Source organism: Bacillus sp. es.036, from assembly GCF_002563635.1.
Lineage (GTDB): Bacteria > Bacillota > Bacilli > Bacillales > Guptibacillaceae > Guptibacillus.
This window is the reverse complement of record NZ_PDIZ01000001.1, coordinates 2,549,898-2,570,707: the sequence shown is the minus strand read 5'-3', so window position 1 is coordinate 2,570,707 and position 20,810 is coordinate 2,549,898. Positions and strand designations below refer to the sequence as shown.

Here is a 20,810-nt window from a genome sequence, read left to right as displayed (position 1 = left end):
CAACACTAGCAGTCGTATTCAAATCCCCAAATTGTGCATTAATAGTCCGGAAAATAAAAGTTATCACAATGCTAATACGGTTTCTCCTGTATAGTTAAAGCATAATGCAGGAAAAGTGTAGACGGACCTAAAAATAACCAAGGGGGAAATAGAATGCGAAGGATTATCTTATCGACCGAAAGCGGCGCCGACGTACCGGGTGACTTGGCTGAAAAGTACGATATTCAAGTCGTTCCCATGCACATCATTATGGATGGTAAGGATTATTTAGACGGTTCATTGCCGGTCCAGGATATTTATGACTATTACGAACGCACGAAGAAAATCCCTTCTACTACCTCTACAAATGCTCATGAGTATCAAGAGTTTTTTGCGACTATAAGAGAGAAGTTCCCAGATTGCATCATTGTACATATTGGTTATACATCAAAAGCTTCTTCTTCTTTTCAAAATGCCGTCATTGCTGCGGAAGAATTTGAAGACATTTTTCTCATTGATGCATTGAACGTTACTGGAGGATTAGCTGCGATTGTGTTGTACGCAGCTAAGTTTCTACAAAAAGAACCGGACATGGAACCGGAGCGCTTAGTTGAAAAAATAGAGGCAATCGTTCCTAAATCAAGGCTCGCTTTCATCCCAGGCAGCCTTGATTTCCTTAAAGCGGGAGGACGGGTAAGCAATATGGCTTCCCTGATTGGAGCTCTGTTGAAAATAAAACCATGCATCGAGTTGAAGGATGGAAAGCTGATGTCTACAAAGAAGTACCGCGGGAAAATGAGTGGAGCTAGTGAAAAACTTTTGAGAGATTACTTAAACGAATTCAACATCGATAGAGAGCAGCTTTATTTTATTTATTCGATCGGACTCGATGAAAAAATTAAGGAGCGGATGGATGAGGTCGCCAAAGAAAATGGATTCCAGAATATACGTTGGATCCAAGCGGGCGGTATGATATCGACTCATTCTGGAGCCGGGGGCTTTGGTATTGCAGGGTTAGAGAAATAGTATGAGCTAGAATGAGAGGGAAGATTCTTAATGAGCCCAATGGTTTAAGTGATATCCATCTTGTTCAAGCTGCTATTTGGCCATAACAACATATAATTAATAAAGAGTATAACCAAACTAGGTTATGCTCTTTTTAATTTGGCATTATTCAATAACGATACCATTCTTTGGAGTAAAATCAGAAAATACGTTCTAGTACATTGAGGTGAAACGATGAATATGAGAAAGGAAGATTTTGAGTTAGAAGATGGTGCTAGTTTTCCCGGGAAAACTTACGTAGACGAGCTCCTTAAGCCGATTTTTAAAGACCAGCGTGACTACTTATTTGAAGCGATGTTTATGATTCATCGCGCGCATACGACGATGCTGAAGGAACAACAAATTATCACTGATGTTGAGGCAAAGAAGATATTGGACGGCGTGAATGAAGTGGCAAAGATGGAGAAGAAGTTACTAAACTATGTCCCGGAATACGAAGATTTCTTTTTCCTTGTTGAAGCTGAAGTTGCGAAGTTAATTGGTGACGATTTAGCAGGCAAGATGCATATCGCGAAAAGTCGAAATGACATGGGTGAAGCGATGTATCGCATCGTGATTCGAGGTCATATACTCGACCTCTTAAGTAATGTAAGAAAGTTAGGAAGCTCGCTTGTTTCACAAGCTGAGGAGCATGTTCATACAATTATGCCTGCTCACACTCACACGCAACCGGCTCAACCAACTACGTTTGGTCACTATCTCCTCGCCATATCGGATAATCTATCAAGAGACGTGGACCGCTTGTGGCAAGCTTATCATACAGTCAATCATTCCCCGATGGGCGCAGCAGCCATTACAACGACTGGTTTTCCAATCAGTCGAGAACGAATGGTCGAGCTACTAGGGTTTGATGAGGTGATGGAGAATTCCTATGATGCGATTGGTACAGGAGACTATTTACTTGAAACAGCTCTTACATTAGTTAGTCTGTTGACAAACATGGGCAGGTGGATTCAAGAGCTTCTCCGCATGGCATCCAATGAAGTAGGCCTACTAAAAGTTTCTGACGCTTATGTGCAGGTGAGTAGCATTATGCCGCAAAAAAGAAACCCAGTATCATTGGAACATTCAAGAGCCCTCGCTAGCAGCGCAGTTGGCGAAGGACTAAGTGTCATTCAAATGATCCACAATACGCCTTATGGAGATATTGTGGATACTGAGGATGATTTGCAGCCACATCTATATAACGGGTTTCATAAAGCCAATCGCGTAACGAAGCTGTTAACAGCTGTGATTACGACGATGAAGTTTAACAAGGAACGAGCGCTCAAGCAAGCAAAAACAAACATGATTACAATCACTGAATTAGCTGACGTACTTGCTAGAGATTATGATGTGCCATTTAGAAAGGCTCACCAGATTTCCAGCTTCGTAAGTAGGAAAGCAAACGAGGCAAAGAAAGAGTTGTATGAAGTGACCATCTCAGAGGTGAATGAGTGGATTGGCGACGTGCAGCTTACAGAAGATGATTGGGAAAACATTTGTGACCCATCTAAGTTTATTGAGAGAAGAAACATCACAGGCGGACCGAATCCGCAAGTTGTTGAACGGATGGTGCGGGACCGTGAAGTGCGTTGGGAAGAGTTCGGTGAGAAGGTAGAAAATTATTCTACACAGCTCAAGTCTGTGAAAGAGGAATTAAGAAATTCATAATAAGTTTTAAGCTAGTTCTTAACTTGTTAGAGCATAAAATAATCAATAAATTTGGAAAGTAAAAACCACAGCTAATATGCTGTGGTTTTTTTGAATTCAAAGTGAATCTTATTCAAGTCAATTGGGATAAGCAAAAAGGTAGCAAGTAGAAACAATGGTGGACTTTAAGTTTATATCTCAGTAGTTGCTGAATAAAGTTGCAAATAAGGAAGAAGCTATAAATGGACTTAATCTAGATGAAAGGAATGAATAAATGGACTTTTCAAGATTGCAAATTTCTATTCTCTTGATTTTGTTTTTGGGAATATCAAACCATGTTATTTTATTACCTCATCTTTTAGAGGTCGCGAAACGTGATGCGTGGGTATGTGCTATTATAGCCTACTTTATTTTAATTATTTGGGTTTTGGCATTGAGCTTTATTACAAACAGAATGAATCATCAGAAATTATACATCTGGTTGAAAGGTAGAACTTCAAAATACATATCAGAAATCATATCTTTCTCATTTCTAATCTATATTGTGGTGATCGGCGTCGTTTCATTTAGTGACCTTGTTAATACGGTGAAAATCTACTTTCTACCTCAAACACCAATGTGGGCAATTATTGCCCCTTTTATTATTCTTTGTATATGCGCAGCTTACTCAAGTTTGAAAACGTTAGTATATGTATCAATTATACTGCTTCCTTTAGTATGGGGGCTGGGGCATTTTGTAGCGATTGCTACAATTCATGTTAAAGACTATTCCCTCTTATTTCCCATTTATACGAATGGTAATGGAACTTTAATTAACGGAACGATCATTGTACTTGCTGGTAATATCGATTTGTTAATTATTTTATTGTTACAGCATCGTATCAATAAATCATTCAGTTTTCTTAATCTTGTTGTTCTAATGAGCCTTTTAGTTGGTCTTGTTATCGGTCCGACAATGGGAGCGATTGCGTCATTTGGACCACACGTTGCCGCTACATTTAGGTTTCCTGCCTTTGAACAATGGCGTCTTGTTGCATTAGGTGATCAAATTTCACATCTTGATTTCCTTGCTGTTTTTCAGTTGTTAAGTGGAGCATTTATTCGCGTGTCCTTATGTATTTATTTGTTTTTTGATATTTTGATTCGGCCAACGAAAAAAATAAAATGGGGAATGATTATAAGCTATTCCACTATATTAATTATTTTTGCGCTTCTTCCAGGAAGTGATCATTGGATGCAAATTGTTATTGGTAAATATTTTTATCCTGGAACATTAGTGTTTGGACTGTTCGTGACCATTACTCTGTTTGTCATCAGTATTTTACCATTTAAAAAAGGAAGGGCAACCATATGAAATGTACGTCAAAGGAAAAGTTATTAGAGGAATTGAACAATATGTTATCTGATGGGAAACTAAAATTGGCAGATATAAAAGTATTTTTTTCGGATTATGCGGATGTTCAATTTCTTCCCAATAAACATAATCCAAGCATTGGTGCTTTTTATTGTGAAGGTATGGTAGATACAGTTCAATTAAATGACTACTTAAACCTCATTTTTGATAATATGGATAAATCCAAAATGCTTAGACGTAACGGCGAGGAAGACGATTTGCCTCCTACACACTACTTGAGTCAAATGAACAAGGTTGTGGAAAGTCTATTCTCAGGCTATCTCCTTATTTATAAAGAAGGAAGAGGATCAATTCATGGGGTTGATATAGCGAAGATACCACAAAGACCTCCCTCTGAATCAAATGCTGAAGTGTCATTAAAGGGCCCAAAAGATGGATTTACAGAAGAAATCCATACAAATATCTCCTTAATTAGGAAGCGCATTAAAACACCAGACTTATACAATGAATCTTTTGTGTTAGGTAGCATCAGCAAGACAAAAGTCTCTTTATTATATCTGAAGAACAAAGCAAACATGGAAATGATTACTGAGGCTCGTCATCGACTCTCCTCTTTCGAAGGAGAATGTGTTATTAGCAGTGGTCAACTTGAACAATGGATTTCAGATCGAACTTTCTCTTTATTCCCACTTTATGACAGCATATCACGTCCAGACTTTACGATTGAATGTCTGTTTCGAGGAAGATTTATTATCATTGTTGATGGTTCACCAATGGTTCTGATCGGTCCTATTAATTTATTTGAGTTAATTAAATCTCCAGAAGATGTCCATTTTCCTTATCATATTATCGCATTCCAAAGGATTTTTAGATTTATCGGACTTATCATTGCGGTTTTTCTACCGGGATTTTGGATCGCTATTGCTTCGGTTAATATTGATCAAATTCCTTTTACATTATTAGCAACGGTTGTTGAAGGACGAAAAGGATTACCGCTTCCAATTACATTTGAATTTATTTTCATTCTTGGACTATTTGAATTATTAAAAGAAGCTGGTATTAGAATGCCTAAGGCGGTAGGACAAACTGTCGCAATAGTTGGAGGACTAGTTATTGGAGATGCTTCAATACGGGCTGGGCTTGCTTCACCAACATTACTAGTTGTCGTTGCTATTACAGCCGTGGCTTCCTATACATTAGTTAATCAATCATTGTCGGGAACGGTAAGTATTTTAAGGATTTATATCCTCCTTGTATCTTCGTATTTAGGAGTTTATGGATTTGTCCTTAGTGCGATCAGTATTGTTGTTTATCTATCCAAATTAGAATCTTTCAAAATGGCTTACCTTGAACCTCTTGCTTCGCTAAGTTTCAATCAGTTTCTGTCTGCTCTTCTCATTAATCCATTTAAACGCAGGGATCTAAGTACTTCTATGTTTAAAAAAGGGAGAGGAAAGATTTGAAGCGAAAATATAGGATTGATTCTATATTTAACATATCTACTTTGTTAGTCATTTTAATGTTGCTTACGAGCTGTTCAGACATAAAAGAGGTTCAAAAATTAAACTATGCTACTGCCATTGGTATTGATTATTTTGATGATCAATATCACTGTTATATTCAGATGGTGGGTTTAAACAGCATTGCAAAAACAGAAGGTAGTGGAGAGAATGAACCACAGGTATGGGTTTCAGAAGCAACTGGTAAGACTTTCAATGATGCCTTATTCGATGTTTATAATACGGCTCAGGAGCGAATTATATGGTCCCATGTAAGTTCTATTGTTTTAGGTGAAGGGGCAGTGAAAGAAGGTTTTGAAACCATATTCGATGGAATGATTCGATATAACGAGTTTAGGTTAACACCCTGGGTTTTTGGAACTCAAACTGATATGAAAGAGCTTTTATCAACAGTTGGTTTTTATAATCAAGCCGCTCTCGACACATTATTACACAACCCTACAAGTATATATGAGCAAAGTTCATTAATTAAGCCAGTTAAATTGCAAAGGTTAGCAAGAGAATACTACGAACCAACTTTCACCACTTATGTCCCCTCAGTGACGATCAATTCAAACCAATGGAAAAAAAACATGCAGGATGATCCGAAAATAGCTTATGATGGGGCATTTTTTTTTACAAAGGATCAATACAAAGGTTTTTTTGATTTGGGAGATTTAAGTGGCTTGCGTTGGATTACGCCTGAAACGGATCGTACTTCAATTCTCATATCATCAGAGGGCCAATCACAATACTTAATTGTGATTGACGATGTCTCATTGAAAAAAGAAATAAAAAAATCAAATCAAATAACGCAATTTGATTTGAAGATGGACGTCAAAGGTTATCTAACAAATCGGAACGAAGGCACTGATAAGAGTATTTCCGAAATAACAAATCGCACCGCAGAAAAAATTGAGAAGGAAATAGAAGAGTTATTTATATTAGGACGTGAAAACAATACGGACTTTTTAGAACTGGAGTATAACTTGTACCATAGAGAGTACAAGGATTGGAAAAGGATGATTAAGGAAAATTATTCTATTGTAAATAAAAAATCGATACAAGACATACAAGTGAATGTGAAGCTAAATCATACAGGCGAGCTTAAGAACAGAAAGATCGATGATAGGAACTAGAAATAAAGTTGTATTACTTTGCGCAAAGTAATACAACGTGTATAATGATCATTAACAAAGGAGGTCATTATATTGGGTAAATTAGATAATAAGATTGCGTTCATTACTGGTGGAGCTTCAGGTATGGGGAAAAGAATGACAGAGCTTTTTCAAGAAGAAGGTGCCTATGTGATTGCGGCTGATATTAATAAAGAGCTGTTAGAAGAATTTGATCAATCGAATTCTGCAGAAGGCAAATATTTAAATGTTGCGTCAGAAGAAGATTGGGAAAGAGCGATAGAGGAAGTTATTTCTCAGCACGGTAGAATTGATATATTAGTAAATAATGCTGGAATTTCAAGTGAAAAACAGATGGAAGATATTACGATTGAAGACTGGGATAAGATGATGAGGATAAATTCTTTCGGTCCATTTGCTGGAATGAAACATGTTCTTCCGCATATGGTTAAACAGCAATATGGGTCTATTGTCAACATTTCTAGTTACACAGCTATGATTGGAATGGGAACAAATACGTATACAGCATCAAAAGGCGCGGTAAGATCGATTTCAAAAGCTGCTAGTGCACAATATGGACGAAAGGGCATAAGGGTAAACGCTGTATTTCCAGGTGTTATTAAAACTCCAATGACAGAAAAATTGAACGATACGAGTGTGGTAATGGAAAGACTAATTGCAGCAACACCTTTACAAAAACTTGGTACAGCTACAGATGTAGCAAAAGCTGTGCTATTCCTTGCTTCAGAGGATGCTGCTTTTATAACCGGTGCAGAATTAGTTATAGACGGTGGCTATTCAGCTCAATAATTATTGATGAAACTGTCTAGGTTACTACTGGGCAGTTTTTTGAGGTTTAAATTAGTTTTGAAGTTTAATAAGTGAATTATAGTGTGTAGTATAATGAATGGAAAAGAAGAGGTGATTCAATGTCTATTCAAATTGTCATTCTAGGTCTACTAAATAAAGAACCTTATCATCCATATGAAATGAAAAAAGTAATTATTGAGAAAAAATGGGATCAGTTATTTTCTGTAACTGATGGTAATCTTTATCATGCGATTCGAAAATTAAAAGCAAACAAATGGATTGAAGAACAAAAAACAGAAGAAGTAAATAATAGACCAAGTAGAACCGTTTATCGAATTACTCAAGAAGGGACAAATCACCTTGCGAGTAGTATAGGTGAAGTGTTTCAACAAAAGTCGATGGATCCTGGCTCACTTTATCCTGCACTCTTGTTTATACATCCATCCCACTTAATTGAAATGAAGCCGTTAATTATTGACTGGATCACAGACCTCGATAATAAAAGTGAGTCTGAAATGAAGTATGATATGCAGATACCAAACTTAATACATAAACATTATAAAAGTATAAATATTGCCCATAAGAATTTTTTGCAAGAAGTAATTAATCATATTGAAAGCTTAATAGCTCATGCTAATGAAGATGATTAATATAGTTGAAGTAATTTAAAACTATTTTATAAAAATAGGTGATGGGTCATTGGACAAAAAAATATTCATAATAGTAACCATCTCATTATTAATTGCCTGTAATAATGAAAATAGTCAAAACCTGATAAAAACAGAAAATAATGAAGGAATAATGGGAAATGTAAATGCATCAGACCAATCACAAATTAATAAAAATTCATTTGAAGAAATTAGTGCTATACCTAATCAAATGAACGTAGAAGAATTTAACATAAAAATTGTTCAAGATGATGATGCTAAACGTATACTTTTCTTTGTTGATGAAGAAGGAAAGAAAAAATATAAAACTATTTTTATAAAAAAACAACGCCTATTTAAACTCATTCAACTCGACAATAATGATTTGATTTTTAAAAGAGTAATTTAATGCTAACGTCGACTTGGGGAGCACACGCGGAGCAAGCCAAAACGAACACAATTACAATTACAATTACTGAGTTAGCTGACGTCCTTGCCAGAGATTACGATGTGCCATTTCGAAAAGCGCATCAAATTTCCAGCTTCGTAAGTAAGAAAGCAAACGAGGAAAAGAAAGAGTTGGATGAAGTAAGCCTTTCTGAAGTAAATGAGTGGATCGGTGTTGTCCAGCTTTCAGAAGAAGACTGGAATAACATTTGTGACCCATCGAAGTTTATTGAGCGAAGGTCCGTTACTGGGGGCTAAATCCCCAGGTTGTACAAAGAATGGTGAAGGAAAGAATATTACGGTGGGAAGAGTTGGGTGTGAAGGTAGAAACCATTTCTACTCAGATAGAGTCTGTAAAAGAGGATTTGAGGAATTTATAATGAATCAAGTGGTATCAAGATCAAAGATTGCAGCATACTAGTGTGAATTTTGGTACTGAAGATTCGCTTGAAATAGATATTCCGCAATTATACTCAAAGAAAACCCGGGTGATCTAACCACATTAATAGATCATCTGGGTTTCTTTTTTTATGTATGTGAGTAAATCAGTAGATCTGTCCCACTGATCCCGCATGTGTCAGCTCACATCGAGCATATAAAATTTCAACTCCATGTAGTCTGATCAAAAAGTATAAAATATTTTTGATTCGACCAAAATGTATAAAAAAGCGTCAGGAGAATGTCTATGAGAAGGAACCGCTTGAAAAACGCCTTCCCTCCTAATCATACAGACGACAGCTTAGTCATCTCTAAAGATGTGGAACAGAATATCAATCAAATCAAACAATCTCTCGGAGAGCCTTTTGATTTTATCAGTAAAATATATTCATTTAAAAATACAGCTTTCGCTTTATGTTATATTGACGGACTGATCAGTACGGAAGACATTGAACTGAACGTGATCCCTCCGCTGATGAACTGGTTTAAAGAGAATGACTACTCTAGAGATTACGTAATCAAAGATTTCATACAACACATTCAAATTCCTAAAAAATTTAAAACGACAACTGAATATTCAGAGGTGCTGCAGGCCCTCCTGAGAGGTAACGTCATTTTGTTTGTTAAGAAGGGAACAGAAGCCTATTTGGTTTCGGATCAGCGCTGGGAAACAAGAGGCATTGAAGAACCAAGTTCCCAAACGATGGTAAGAGGCCCCAGAGAAGGGTTTGTAGAAACGCTTTCTATTAATTCAACGTTGATACGAAGAAGAATCACCAATCCGAAATTAAGATTTAAAAGTTTCATCGTGGGAGAAGTCACGCAAACGACTGTGATCGTGACTTACATCGAAGGGTTAGTGAATGAAGATGCGCTGAACATCGCCTGTCAACGTATAAATGACTGTAAAGCACGAGAGGTATTCGAAACGGGAATGCTGGAGGAATTAATTGAAGATAAAGGATATACGCCTTTCCCTACCCTGGTCGATACAGAAAGACCGGATGTCGTTTCTTCTGCTCTTGTAGAAGGTAAGTTAGCCATTATGATGGAAGGCACTCCTTTTGCTTTAATCGGCCCTGCTACTCTTATTACCTATTTTCAGACTGCAGAAGATTATTACAATCGATTTGATTTATCGACTTTCCTTCGTCTCATTCGTTTTATTGCTTTTTGGATAGCCTTTGCATTACCGGCGACTTTTGTTGCGTTAACAACCTTCCATCAAGAATTGATTCCGAAGGATCTGTTAATCAGCTTAGCTGCACAGAGAGAGGGTCTGCCTTTTCCAGCCCTAGTAGAAGCACTGATAATGGAGACTGTTTTTGAAATTCTTAGAGAAGCCGGGTTACGCATGCCGAGGCCAATCGGACCTGCAGTATCGATCGTTGGTGCTATTGTAATTGGAGAAGCTGCAGTTTCGGCTGGACTTGTTTCTCCCGCCATCGTTATCGTTGTATCACTTACAGCGATATCAAGTTTCGCCACCCCTTATTATTCCATTGCTGGTTCTGTCCGTATGCTTCGTTTTATATTGATGCTGTTCGCAGCTGCTACGGGAATTTTCGGTATGTTTATCTTTACGATGATTATCTGTATCCATCTCGTTTCATTAAAATCACTGGGACAGCCCTATATGTTTCCTTTCGCACCTTTTTCTTTAAAAAAGCAGAAGGATACTCTATTACGGTTTCCTTTTTGGTGGAGCAAACGTAAAAAAGAAGGAACGAGGAGGCTTTAAGATGAAGTTTTATTCCGTCCTCTTATTAGTCATTCTTATTTTGTTAGGAGGATGCAACCGGCAGGAAGAACTGAACGAGCTGCTGATTTTAACAGGGATAGGCGTAGATCTAGGAGAAAACGATACAGTGAAAATCACGTTTCAAGCAGTAAACCCTCAGGCTCAAGCTGGAGGGGAATCCGGGGGAGGCGGGAGTGCGGGGCAAGCCCAAAGCTATACATTTGAAAGTGAAGGTAAAGATATGATTGAGGCCGTATTTAACGCCAGGAGCTTATTATCAAGAAAGCTATTTTTCTCTCATATTTCTTCACTTCTTGTTAGTGAAGAATTTGCCAGAAAACGTGGAATTCAGGAAATCTCCGATTTTGTTGAACGCCATTATGAAATCAGGGATAATTACTTACTCTTCATTACTAAAGATACAACCGCAACTACTATATTGAATACATTTACACCGCTTGATAACTCGTCTACTAAAAATATAGAAAGTCTGACAAAGGTTAGAGGAGGGAAACTCGGCATCAAAAATGGCACCAAACTGGAGGATTTTATCCGATGGCGGTACGGAGATGACCGAGACCCAGTGGTAATGGGGGTCGAAAAAGTAGATAAACAAGCCATTTCGAATAATACAGAATCCTTGAATGAAATTGAAGGAAACAAAGGTGCTTTACGATTAACTGGATTTGCTTTATTTGATAAAAATTCTTTAGTAGACTGGCTCTCCTACAAAGATTCAATTTCCTGGGTCATTATTACCAAAGAGTCAGATAATGTAATGTCCTATACGGTAAAGTGCCCCGATGATCAAGGAACCATTGGTTTCTTACTCAAAGAAATGGAAGTAAAAGCAGAACCGAAGATCGTTAATGAAAAATTGAATTATTCCGTCCAGTTAGATGGGCGAATTAATTTACAAGGGCTTTCATGCAACATCAAGCTATCTACCGACCAAGGAGTTGAAGAGCTGCAAACTATAGTAAACGAGCATATAGAGAATGATTTACAAACTGCGCTTACAAACGCTAAGGCATCCCAGTTGGATTACTACGGGATTAAGAACCAATTATCCCGGAACCAACCCGATGAATGGAAAGAAATGAAGGACGACTGGAGTAGTTTATATGAAAACATGTCGATTGACACAGACGTGAACATCTATCTAGAGTCTCCAGGTTCGAGAGTGGATAATAATGAAGGGGAATAAACGGAAGCCAAAAGAAAAACTGATCATCACTGGCGTATGGCTTTTCTCAATCGTCTATATGTTCGGATATCTTTATGATCAGCCGGTTTTTCCTGTGACGAAAGGACTGAAGGCTGTCTTTCAACCTATTTACTACGGTATGTTCGGGGGTCCATGATGAATATTCAAATTACAAATCGACAATTAATTATGGTCATTGTTAACTTCGTGATTTTCAGCTCTATTCTCATGGCACCTGCCATCACTGTAGTTTCAGCTAAACAGGATGGATGGATATCGATGCTGCTTGCCTTGGTTATAGGGCTAGTATTAAATATGCTTTACCTTTTCCTTTTTAAAAAGTACAATTATCCTTCTTTATTTGAGCTGATGAATCGAGCAGCCGGGAAATGGTTCGGTACTGTGATGAATATATTAATTATATTTTACGCTCTTCACCTTGCAGCTATGGTCGTAAGAAATTTAAGTAATTTTATGGTAGCCAGTGTTGTTCCCTACTCACACCCCTGGACATATCAAATACTCATTATCATCATCGTCATGTATTCAGCAGTTCTAGGCGTGAAAAATTTATTTCTATTAAATGATTTATTGTTCCCAATTGTCATGGTTCTCACGCTTTTTTCTCTTGTTTTGATGACCAGAGAGTTCTCCTTCATAGAATTAAAGCCTATCTTTCATGTAGGAGCTCCCTCAATTTTCCAAGGCGCATATGCCACACTCGGCTATCCTTTCATTGAAGTATTAATTATAGGAGCTTTTTTCCAATACATTAAGAAAAAAGAAAAGCTCATGCTTGCCTACTTGTCTGGTATCGCTGCAGGCGGTCTCTTATTGGTTATCACGGTCTTTTTAATCATTGGAGGTGAGGGGACCTATATAGTGGCTAGAGAAACGTACCCTACGTATTCTGTACTAAGGGATATTAATTTTATCACTGTTTTTGAAAGAGTAGAAATCCTACTTGCCGTCGCCTGGATGATCGGGTTGTTCGTCAAAATCTGTGTATGCTTCCTCGTAGTTATGATGGGTCTGAAGCATTTATCAGGTTCCAAAACTTATCGTCCCTACCTTATCCCTATCGGTATTCTGATTTGGGCAATGAGCAATCACCTTCATAAAACGGTTATGGACTTCAGTAACTTTGTTATCACGAGCTGGACGATGTACTGGTTTACTCTTTACTGTTTGATTATTCTAGTCTTTCTAATCGGTTTGTTAAGAAAAAAACAAAAGAGCTTGAATTCATAATGCCTGCAGGATCCACATAGATCCTACAGGCATTATAAGTTTATATATGAGACTACACTGACTCGTATAAATGACTTAATCACCAAAAGGCTCATTTTCTTCAAATGACTTTGTATCATAGATTTACTGAATTAATTTATGTTAGTTAGAGTAAGAAAAGCTAAATAACCTCTACACTGCTAGTCACAAGGAATCTAACTAACCTACTAAGGTTATCCCTGAAAACCTTTGCTACAAGCCATTAGCCGTTGAAGCGAAAGGGGCATAAGAACTTATTACTTGTAGTCCTAGGGTAATGACAGCAGGAGAGAGGTTGGCGATCTGCACTATGTTTCACTCCTACAGGTTACAAGAGTCCTTGGAAACAAGGGCTTTTTTAGTGTGGAATATTAAAAGGCTTTAAACAGACAGAAGCAAAGAAATATCCCAAATTCGAGTATTCAAGATATTGAGGCATATCCTAATATCCCTATCCGCTTAAAGTAGCCGATTTGTTTATAAGATTAGTCATTGTTCAGTCTACTGATCGTTGAAAAACGTGTAACTTTGTGGCTAAGCGGGAAACGTAAGTATAGGTGATTGGTAGAGAGAAAAGGAAAGCTTTCTGGCCTATAGTTGTTTCTCATTTCAGGAAAGAAACAAGTGAATTAGCGTGATAGGAGGAGATTATGACCAAAAAAGTTGCCCTGGTGACAGGGAGTTCAAAAGGACTCGGCAAAGTAATTGCACAGAAACTTGCTGAATCTGGAATAAAGGTAATCATTAATTACAGTAGCAATCAAGATAAAGCAGAAGCGGTGGTTCGTGAAATTAAAGAACTTGGAGGAGAGGCCATCGCTATTCAAGCAGATATCACAGATCAAAAGGATGTAGAAAGATTGGTGGCTGTTTCACGACAGACTTTCCAGCAACCGATTGATATTCTTGTCAATAACGCAACGGGTCCACAGCCGGAGCTTTCATTGGAAGAAGTGACCTGGGAAGATTACTTGGATCAGCTGCATTTTACCGTGAAAGCTCCTTTATTACTTTTGAAAGAGGTTATCGAACCCATGAAAGAAAACCAGTGGGGGCGCATAATTAATATTGGGAGCGAGGTTGTGGAGTTAGGAAATAGTGATTTTTCTAATTATGTAACGGCGAAATCGGCCATCATTGGAATGACTCGCTCCTGGGCCAATGAGCTAGGTAAACATGACATCACAGTTAACGCGGTGCATCCAGGTTTTACTCCGGTTGAACGTCATGGGGAAGTTACAGAGACAAGTGCAGGTAGTTATATCGAAGGCCTTCCATTGAATCGGTTGGGAAAGCCAGAAGACATTGCCTATATGGTGCGTTTTTTAGCAAGTGACGAGGCTAACTTTATAACGGGACAAAATATGAATGTAAATGGTGGAAATACCTTTGGGGTATGATTTTTCCTAGTTGAGTAGCGGATAAAGCCTAAATTAGGAGAGACTCTAAGCTATTTTTTGAAATGAAGTTTCAATATTCGAAGGAGGAAAATACAAATGACTAACCAAAATTCAGAAAATCAGGAAACCATTAAGAATATAAAACATTTGATTTAAGATGAGAAGGTGGCGATGTTAACTACTATTTCTTCAGATGGCAAGTTAATGTCCCGGCCAATGCAAACACAGGAAGTAGAAATGGATAGGGAAGAGATCTGGTTCATTACGAAAAAAGATACCGATAAATATGAGGATATCAAGCTAAATCCTGCCGTAAACTTAGCATACGCAGGTTCATCTTATGTATCGATTAGCGGCACTGCTGAATTGGTTCAGGATAGCGAGAAGAAGAATGAGTACATGAACAAGATTGTCGAAAAGCTGCTAAATACTTCTGCTGATGATCCGGATGTCGTACTGGTTAAAGTGACTCCAGAAATCGCTGAATATTGGGAGTCGGGAGTGAATGTGAAGACGGTCAAAGAGTTTGTAAAAAAGGTGACAAGTAGTAAATCATTAGAAGAAGGCAACGGTTTAAAAGATACAGTCCACTTTAATAATTGAACGACTAAGTAAATGAAAGGGACGGAAACCCTCTTGCGGCAGCAAGAGGGTTTTTTATATAGAAGATGGAGGGAAGTTCACTACTAATCGAAAAAGACGGAGATCTTTGTCTCTTTCGTAACGTAAGGATAAAGACTGGCAGATTTTTAGTATACTTGAGTTAGTAACAAATTAGATAACATATACTCCATATAACGTGGTCTTACTGACATAATGTAAGATAAAGGGGGAGAAGTTCATGAATGTAAAGCGTATTCATACAGGGTATTTACTAGGCCTATCGTTGCTAATCAGTAGCGTCATCTATTTTTTTGCATCAAATTGGCAAGGAATTGAGCGGGTCGAAAAAATTGGGCTAGCGATTGGGCTAATGTTGATGTTCTTCGTCGTAGCTACGGTCCTTACCCGTTTCCAGCATTCACATCGATTTCTAGAAAGATGGCTCTGGTTAATTGGAACAATTGCGTTTGGGGTTAGCGTGGCGCTTATTGGTCAAACGTATAATTCACATGCGGATTCGTATCTCCTTTACCTGATTTGGTTAATTCCAGCTATCGTTTTCGGCGCTCTTACGGGATACAAACCATTTTATGTATTAGGTTTTTTATTAAGTCAGCTCACTTATTATTTCTATGTGTTTCCGACATCTTATTTTCCAGAATGGAAGCCTGAGACAGCACTGATTCTAGTATTCTTCTATTTACTATTCACCCATGCGTGGTTTTTTCTCTCACGCTCCTCATGGCTCCGTTCAAATTGGATTATGTTTGGCAGCTTTTGTTTGATTCATCTTGTCTTTATCGCTTCAAGTTTTGGCTACTGGGAATACAGTACGCTAATGGCATGGATTTATGTTGGCTACGGATTAATCAGCGTATTTCTTTGGAAACATCGTGAACATAAGGAACTGTTTATCTTATCAGGAATTGCACTAGGGTTATTCCTATTCGGAAAAATGTTAGAAGGATTAGGCGATGCACTGGGTGACCTTCTGCCGTTTTTCTTGCTAGTTGTTGTAGGCTTAATTGTTTATCTGACCATAAAATTTCTTCCTCGATTGGAACTTAGTCATAAGGGTTCGGAAACGTGGAAACGCGTCTTTACATCATCTCTACTCTTTGTGGTGACCGTAGTCAGTACAGTGATGTTAATCTCAGCTTTTTCGGGGATCATGTTTCTCATATTCACCTGGGATAATGCAATTGCCTTCATGTTTTCATCTCTTTTTCTATTATTACTACCAGGTCTCGCACTAAAAGAGAAAATACCGTTTTTATCAACGATCCTCCTGCTGTCTGGATTATCAATCCTATCATCAGCTAACCTGATAGACGCATTTTCCAATGGGTTGCAACCTGAAACGGTCGTTGTGATGCTCATCTCTTTTTGTATGATTGGAGTCGTACTTAAACTCATTACTAACGCATGGGTTGGTTCGTATGCCTATCTACTTGCAAACGGAGTGCTTCTCTTATTTTTATTTAAAGTTGAAGAATCAATACTTTCGATGGATTCTTATGAATCGCTGCTGTTGCTCGTTCTTGTTTTTGGTAACGGGTTGATTCATATTCTTGGACGTGACGGTTGGTTCAATCGCAACGCACTCGTCTATAGTATCGTGCCACTGTTTATCTTAACGTTCTTCTTTGAAGGACAGTGGTTATATTGGCTGTTAAATAGTGTGTTTCTTCTTCTAACCACCCTTCTTGTCTTTTACAAACCATGGCAGTCTAATCCATTTCGGTACTGGGTGGGGCTCATTTTATGGTATGCGTTTCTGTTCTACAAATACTATGACATTGCATGGTCGCTCGTCCATAAATCGATCACGCTTTTGGTAGCGGGTCTTCTTGTATTAGGGATGACAAGAATGGTATCACGAAAGTACAAAGAAATAGCTGTTGAAGAACCTACTTTCGTTGCAGGTAGATGGAAATTAATCTGGTTGGTTGTCATTCTAATGGTTTCGTTCATCACCTATAATGGCGTGAAAAATGAGGTAGCAATTCAATCTGGGAAAGAGGTTCGACTTGCTCTTGCGCCTGTTGATCCTCGCTCGATGTTACAAGGGGATTATGTGACGCTTCGTTACGATATTACAACGTTGCCTGGTGCAGTTCCAGCTAATAAGAAGATAAAAGTTGTTCTCACGCCTACTTCGGAGGGATTGTATGAGTATGGAGGGTATTACAAACTCGAAGGTCATTGGAATAAACCATATGAATCTTCGGATGACCTTATTGTCGTGAATGGCACCACGTATTCTGATCATGATGTTCAATATGGCATAGAGAGTTTCTTTATTCCAGAAGGAGATGAGCAAGTGGTTGAGGATAAAACGATGGCCATCATTAAAGTTAGTGAGAATGGTAATGCATTACTCATAGAGTTAGAATAAAAAGAGAAAGGTCACCTTGTCTTAAGGTGGCTTCCTTACATATTTGTTTTTTTTAGCCGATATAAGGAGGGGAAATTGTGATAGATTTACGGAGTGATACGGTAACAAAACCAAGTGAAAAGATGAGGAAAGCGATGTACGAGGCTGAAGTAGGGGATGATGTTTATGGTGAAGATCCCACTGTAAATAAGCTTGAAGAACTCGCTGCACATATACTTGGAAAAGAAGATGCCTTATTTGTAACAAGTGGCACCCAAGGAAATCAAATCGCAGGATTAGTACACTGTAAACCTGGTCAAGAAGTGATCATGGAAGCCGAAGCCCATATCTTTCTTTACGAAGCTGCAGCATTGTCCGCTTTTGCAGGTGTTCAAATAAAAACCTTAGATGGTGTGAAGGGTGCTATGAAACCGAGTGATGTAGAACCTGCCATCCGAGGGGATGATATCCATCAGCCTGAAACCGGACTAATCTGTATAGAAAACACTCACAATAAAGCAGGCGGAGCAGTTGTTCCCCTTGAAAATATGGAGTTAATCTATCACATATCGAAAAAACAAGGGATTTCTGTTCATTTAGATGGTGCACGATTATTTAATGCTGCTGTAGCTTCTCAAACCTCAGTTAAAGAGTTTGCGAAGTATACAGATTCCGTTCAATTTTGCTTATCGAAAGGATTGGGCGCCCCGGTCGGTTCAATGATTGCAGGTTCTTCTGATTTCATTTCTCAAGCTAGAAAGTGGCGTAAGCGGTTAGGTGGCGGACTTAGGCAGGTTGGCGTACTAGCTGCACCTGGTATTATTGCACTTGAAGAAAACGTCAAACTACTTGAGAAAGATCATGAAAATGCAAAGCACCTAGCTGAAGGGTTTCAAAATATTGATGGATTAGACGTTAGAAATAAAGTAGAAACAAATATTGTTTTAGTAGATATTACTAAATCTAACAAAACCACGGAGCACTTCATAGATCAGTTAAAAGAAAATTCTATTTTAGCAGGCCCATTCGGCCCAAATATTATTAGATTTGTAACGAACAACGGCATTACTAAAGGGGATATTGAGCAAGTATTGATATCCGTTCATAAGATACTAAACAATTAACTTATCTAATTTATTTTTCAACTTCTTTATAAAGAAACGAAGTCAATAAAGCTTTCATAATCCCGGATGATAACTAAAAAAGTGAAGGATACCGAATCAAACAAGGAACTTCCCTGTGTAGAGAAGTTCCTTTGTACTTGCAAGTATCAACTAAAAAAGTTAGTCACGTGTGCGAGAAGAGTGCTGTCTCTCTGAGGTTCTTGTACGCGTTTCATTCGTTCTATTGGTGATGTTTGTATTTGGACTTTCAGTATGTGTGTTATCTTTTAATGAATTTGTTTTTTCATCATGATTGTTTGTAGTAGTGCGGTCGTGTAAAGTGTGATCCTTCTCATGTTCATGGTTTTGATAATGATCAGGATACATGGATTTGTTTTCGGCTTTATTCGATAGGAAGGTGCGATAAACCTTATCTTGTAATTTGTCTGAAGCTTCTACGATTACGATTATTTTTCCATCTTTCAAATGGTTTTCATACTGTGCTGCGTCTCTCTCCGGTATTCCAGCACCTACAAGCGCGCCGACGATTCCGCCACCACCAGCGCCTACTCCAGCTCCAGTAAGGGCAGCAGCAATTGGACCTGCTGCAGCAAGTGGTCCGATGCCTGGGATCGCGAGAAGGCCTAAACCTGCAATTAAACCACCAATCCCACCTAAGGCTCCTCCAGATAAAGCTCCTAATCCAGCACCTTTTCCAGCATTTTTTCCACGTCCACCTTTATTAGATGTGACGGATGTTTCCATTTCTTCTTCTAAGACATTTACTTTACTTTTATCCTTAGCAAAAACGGATATGTCGTTGGAACCATAGCCATGACGCTGTAATTCCGTTATGGCTTGTTCTGCACTTCCTACATTAGAAAAAACGCCACCTATAATTTTGTTATTCATACCTTCAGCCTCCTATGATTGTCTTCCAATAATACACAATACCCGAAGAATTAGTCGGGTAATCCTTTAAGTTGAATGACCTAAATATCTATAGTGAGTCTGAGTGACTGGGTTAACATTTGAGTAAATAAAAGTATTAATAGTAACTGTCTCGATGATTCTTACATGACTGATTTATAAAAGTAACTTTTCTACAAAAAATTTCCTAAAACAAAGAAGCTGGCCTCCAAAATAACAAGAGACTAGCTTCTTTTTTACGTTTATGCTTTTATTTTACCCATTCATCAATCAAATCTTGATTTTCCTCAACCCATTTCTTAGCACCATCAACAGGCTCTTCGCTACTTTCTACGTAGTCAATCAGCTCTCCGATTTGTTGATCATTCATCTTCCAGTTTTTAAACCATTCGCTTACCTCTGGATAATCTTCATCAAATCCTTGTCTTGTCGCATGGTGAATTTTCTCGACACCACCGAATGTGTTATTCGGATCTTCTAGGAATTTCAAGTCATATTTGGAGAATACCCAGTGTGGACTCCAAAGTGGGGCTACGATTGGTTCTTCATCTTTTACTGCTTTTTTAATTTCTGCTAACATGGCTGATTCGGAGCTTGGGACTAGTTCAAAATCGAGATCATAGTCCTTTATTAATTGTTCCGTCACTTCCATCGTACCTGCACCAGGATCAAAACCAACAATTTCGCTATCGAACAGTTCCTTATGGTCATTTAAGTCTTTCACGCTATTAATGTCTTCTAAATAGGTTGGAACCACGAGTCCTACTTTTGCATCGTCAAACCAGGTAGCCTCTGAGAAGTTAACCGTATCCTGATATTTCTCTAAATAATTCGCATCCTGAACGGGTAGCCATACTTCTAAACTAGCATCTAAATCGCCGCTATCTAACGCCGTCATGGTAGAACCCATGTTCAAATAGTTAAATTCTACGTCATATCCCTTATCTTCTAAAATCACTTTCCACATATTTGTGACAGCAATATTTTCAGCCCAATTAATTTGACCAATTGCTATCGTTTTATCTTTTCCCTCTGATTCTGCCCCTGATTCGCCACTATTTCCGCAAGCGGCCAGTACAGCGACCATTAAGATGGTGATCAACACGCTAAGTCCTTTTTTGCTTTGTATCATCTTGTTTCATTCCCCCTGTATGATAATAATTCATATCCACA

19 protein-coding genes are annotated in these 20,810 nt (G+C 38.2%); 17 read left to right on the top strand and 2 right to left on the bottom strand.

All coding sequences use genetic code 11. The features are described 5' to 3' along the window. The first annotated feature begins 153 nt into the window (after positions 1 to 153). From ATG70_RS13060 to ltaE, 17 genes are all read left to right on the top strand, one after another. Entirely contained in the window at positions 154 to 1,005 is an 852-nt protein-coding gene (locus ATG70_RS13060; protein WP_098444724.1) for a DegV family protein, read from the top strand. A 213-nt stretch (positions 1,006 to 1,218) separates the two neighbouring features. Next, positions 1,219 to 2,697 (top strand): argininosuccinate lyase, encoded by a 1,479-nt coding sequence (gene argH / locus ATG70_RS13055; RefSeq protein ID WP_257147691.1) that lies wholly within the window; start codon positions 1,219 to 1,221, stop codon positions 2,695 to 2,697. A 253-nt stretch (positions 2,698 to 2,950) separates the two neighbouring features. Continuing rightward, on the top strand, positions 2,951 to 4,030 hold the full coding sequence (locus ATG70_RS13050; RefSeq protein ID WP_098444722.1) for an endospore germination permease: 1,080 nt from the start codon (positions 2,951 to 2,953) through the stop codon (positions 4,028 to 4,030). After that, positions 4,027 to 5,493, top strand: coding sequence for a spore germination protein (locus ATG70_RS13045; RefSeq protein ID WP_098444721.1), 1,467 nt, complete (start codon positions 4,027 to 4,029; stop codon positions 5,491 to 5,493). Before ATG70_RS13050 ends, ATG70_RS13045 begins: the two co-directional genes overlap by 4 nt. Further along, positions 5,490 to 6,668 (top strand): Ger(x)C family spore germination protein, encoded by a 1,179-nt coding sequence (locus tag ATG70_RS13040; RefSeq protein ID WP_098444720.1) that lies wholly within the window; start codon positions 5,490 to 5,492, stop codon positions 6,666 to 6,668. The genes ATG70_RS13045 and ATG70_RS13040 overlap by 4 nt, the downstream gene beginning before the upstream one ends. Before the next feature lie 72 nt (positions 6,669 to 6,740). Beyond that, complete coding sequence (locus ATG70_RS13035) at positions 6,741 to 7,475, top strand: SDR family NAD(P)-dependent oxidoreductase (RefSeq protein WP_098444719.1); 735 nt, start codon at positions 6,741 to 6,743, stop codon at positions 7,473 to 7,475. 119 nt (positions 7,476 to 7,594) lie between these two features. Next, positions 7,595 to 8,125: a PadR family transcriptional regulator gene (locus ATG70_RS13030; protein ID WP_098444718.1), complete on the top strand. Its 531-nt coding sequence runs from the start codon at positions 7,595 to 7,597 to the stop codon at positions 8,123 to 8,125. Positions 8,126 to 8,174: 49 nt separating this feature from the next. Next, the gene (locus ATG70_RS13025; RefSeq protein ID WP_098444717.1) at positions 8,175 to 8,531 is read left to right on the top strand and encodes a hypothetical protein; all 357 of its coding nucleotides are present in this window, start codon (positions 8,175 to 8,177) and stop codon (positions 8,529 to 8,531) included. Beyond that, on the top strand, positions 8,531 to 8,827 hold the full coding sequence (locus ATG70_RS13020; protein WP_098444716.1) for a hypothetical protein: 297 nt from the start codon (positions 8,531 to 8,533) through the stop codon (positions 8,825 to 8,827). Before ATG70_RS13025 ends, ATG70_RS13020 begins: the two co-directional genes overlap by 1 nt. Positions 8,828 to 9,254: 427 nt before the next feature. After that, positions 9,255 to 10,748 carry a spore germination protein gene (locus ATG70_RS13015; protein ID WP_179886267.1) on the top strand — a complete coding sequence of 498 codons (1,494 nt, stop codon included), beginning with the start codon at positions 9,255 to 9,257 and terminating at the stop codon, positions 10,746 to 10,748. Between the two features lies 1 nt (position 10,749). Further along, positions 10,750 to 11,955, top strand: coding sequence for a Ger(x)C family spore germination protein (locus ATG70_RS13010; protein WP_098444714.1), 1,206 nt, complete (start codon positions 10,750 to 10,752; stop codon positions 11,953 to 11,955). Continuing rightward, positions 11,942 to 12,112, top strand: coding sequence for a hypothetical protein (locus ATG70_RS22525; protein WP_179886266.1), 171 nt, complete (start codon positions 11,942 to 11,944; stop codon positions 12,110 to 12,112). The genes ATG70_RS13010 and ATG70_RS22525 overlap by 14 nt, the downstream gene beginning before the upstream one ends. After that, positions 12,112 to 13,206 (top strand): GerAB/ArcD/ProY family transporter, encoded by a 1,095-nt coding sequence (locus ATG70_RS13005; RefSeq protein WP_179886265.1) that lies wholly within the window; start codon positions 12,112 to 12,114, stop codon positions 13,204 to 13,206. Before ATG70_RS22525 ends, ATG70_RS13005 begins: the two co-directional genes overlap by 1 nt. Positions 13,207 to 13,874: 668 nt before the next feature. Further along, entirely contained in the window at positions 13,875 to 14,624 is a 750-nt protein-coding gene (locus tag ATG70_RS13000) for an SDR family NAD(P)-dependent oxidoreductase (protein ID WP_098444712.1), read from the top strand. 171 nt (positions 14,625 to 14,795) lie between these two features. Beyond that, the gene (locus ATG70_RS12995) at positions 14,796 to 15,227 is read left to right on the top strand and encodes a pyridoxamine 5'-phosphate oxidase family protein (RefSeq protein WP_257147690.1); all 432 of its coding nucleotides are present in this window, start codon (positions 14,796 to 14,798) and stop codon (positions 15,225 to 15,227) included. 238 nt (positions 15,228 to 15,465) lie between these two features. Continuing rightward, positions 15,466 to 17,625: a GDYXXLXY domain-containing protein gene (locus tag ATG70_RS12990; protein ID WP_098444711.1), complete on the top strand. Its 2,160-nt coding sequence runs from the start codon at positions 15,466 to 15,468 to the stop codon at positions 17,623 to 17,625. 77 nt (positions 17,626 to 17,702) lie between these two features. Then, positions 17,703 to 18,728 carry a low-specificity L-threonine aldolase gene (ltaE, locus tag ATG70_RS12985; protein ID WP_098444710.1) on the top strand — a complete coding sequence of 342 codons (1,026 nt, stop codon included), beginning with the start codon at positions 17,703 to 17,705 and terminating at the stop codon, positions 18,726 to 18,728. Positions 18,729 to 18,887: 159 nt separating this feature from the next. Here the strand turns inward: ltaE and ATG70_RS12980 are convergent, their stop codons facing one another. Both ATG70_RS12980 and ATG70_RS12975 read right to left on the bottom strand, forming a co-directional pair. Further along, a complete protein-coding gene (locus ATG70_RS12980; RefSeq protein ID WP_098444709.1) occupies positions 18,888 to 19,619 on the bottom strand; it encodes a general stress protein in 732 nt (243 codons plus the stop codon). A gap of 268 nt (positions 19,620 to 19,887) precedes the next feature. Further along, on the bottom strand, positions 19,888 to 20,769 hold the full coding sequence (locus ATG70_RS12975) for a glycine betaine ABC transporter substrate-binding protein (RefSeq protein WP_098444708.1): 882 nt from the start codon (positions 20,767 to 20,769) through the stop codon (positions 19,888 to 19,890). Positions 20,770 to 20,810: the final 41 nt, after the last annotated feature.

Bases quoted from the DNA above. Each gene is read 5' to 3' on its own strand.
- ATG70_RS13020 (WP_098444716.1), top strand. From the start codon at position 8,531: ATGCTAACGTCGACTTGGGGAGCACACGCGGAGCAAGCCAAAACGAAC.
- ATG70_RS13045 (WP_098444721.1), top strand. From the start codon at position 4,027: ATGAAATGTACGTCAAAGGAAAAGTTATTAGAGGAATTGAACAATATG.
- ATG70_RS13030 (WP_098444718.1), top strand. From the start codon at position 7,595: ATGTCTATTCAAATTGTCATTCTAGGTCTACTAAATAAAGAACCTTAT.
- ATG70_RS13005 (WP_179886265.1), top strand. From the start codon at position 12,112: ATGAATATTCAAATTACAAATCGACAATTAATTATGGTCATTGTTAAC.
- ATG70_RS13010 (WP_098444714.1), top strand. From the start codon at position 10,750: ATGAAGTTTTATTCCGTCCTCTTATTAGTCATTCTTATTTTGTTAGGA.
- ATG70_RS13000 (WP_098444712.1), top strand. From the start codon at position 13,875: ATGACCAAAAAAGTTGCCCTGGTGACAGGGAGTTCAAAAGGACTCGGC.
- ATG70_RS12995 (WP_257147690.1), top strand. From the start codon at position 14,796: ATGTTAACTACTATTTCTTCAGATGGCAAGTTAATGTCCCGGCCAATG.
- ATG70_RS13060 (WP_098444724.1), top strand. From the start codon at position 154: ATGCGAAGGATTATCTTATCGACCGAAAGCGGCGCCGACGTACCGGGT.
- ATG70_RS13015 (WP_179886267.1), top strand. From the start codon at position 9,255: ATGAGAAGGAACCGCTTGAAAAACGCCTTCCCTCCTAATCATACAGAC.
- argH (WP_257147691.1), top strand. From the start codon at position 1,219: ATGAATATGAGAAAGGAAGATTTTGAGTTAGAAGATGGTGCTAGTTTT.
- ATG70_RS13050 (WP_098444722.1), top strand. From the start codon at position 2,951: ATGGACTTTTCAAGATTGCAAATTTCTATTCTCTTGATTTTGTTTTTG.
- ATG70_RS22525 (WP_179886266.1), top strand. From the start codon at position 11,942: ATGAAGGGGAATAAACGGAAGCCAAAAGAAAAACTGATCATCACTGGC.
- ATG70_RS12990 (WP_098444711.1), top strand. From the start codon at position 15,466: ATGAATGTAAAGCGTATTCATACAGGGTATTTACTAGGCCTATCGTTG.
- ATG70_RS12975 (WP_098444708.1), bottom strand. From the start codon at position 20,769: ATGATACAAAGCAAAAAAGGACTTAGCGTGTTGATCACCATCTTAATG.
- ATG70_RS12980 (WP_098444709.1), bottom strand. From the start codon at position 19,619: ATGAATAACAAAATTATAGGTGGCGTTTTTTCTAATGTAGGAAGTGCA.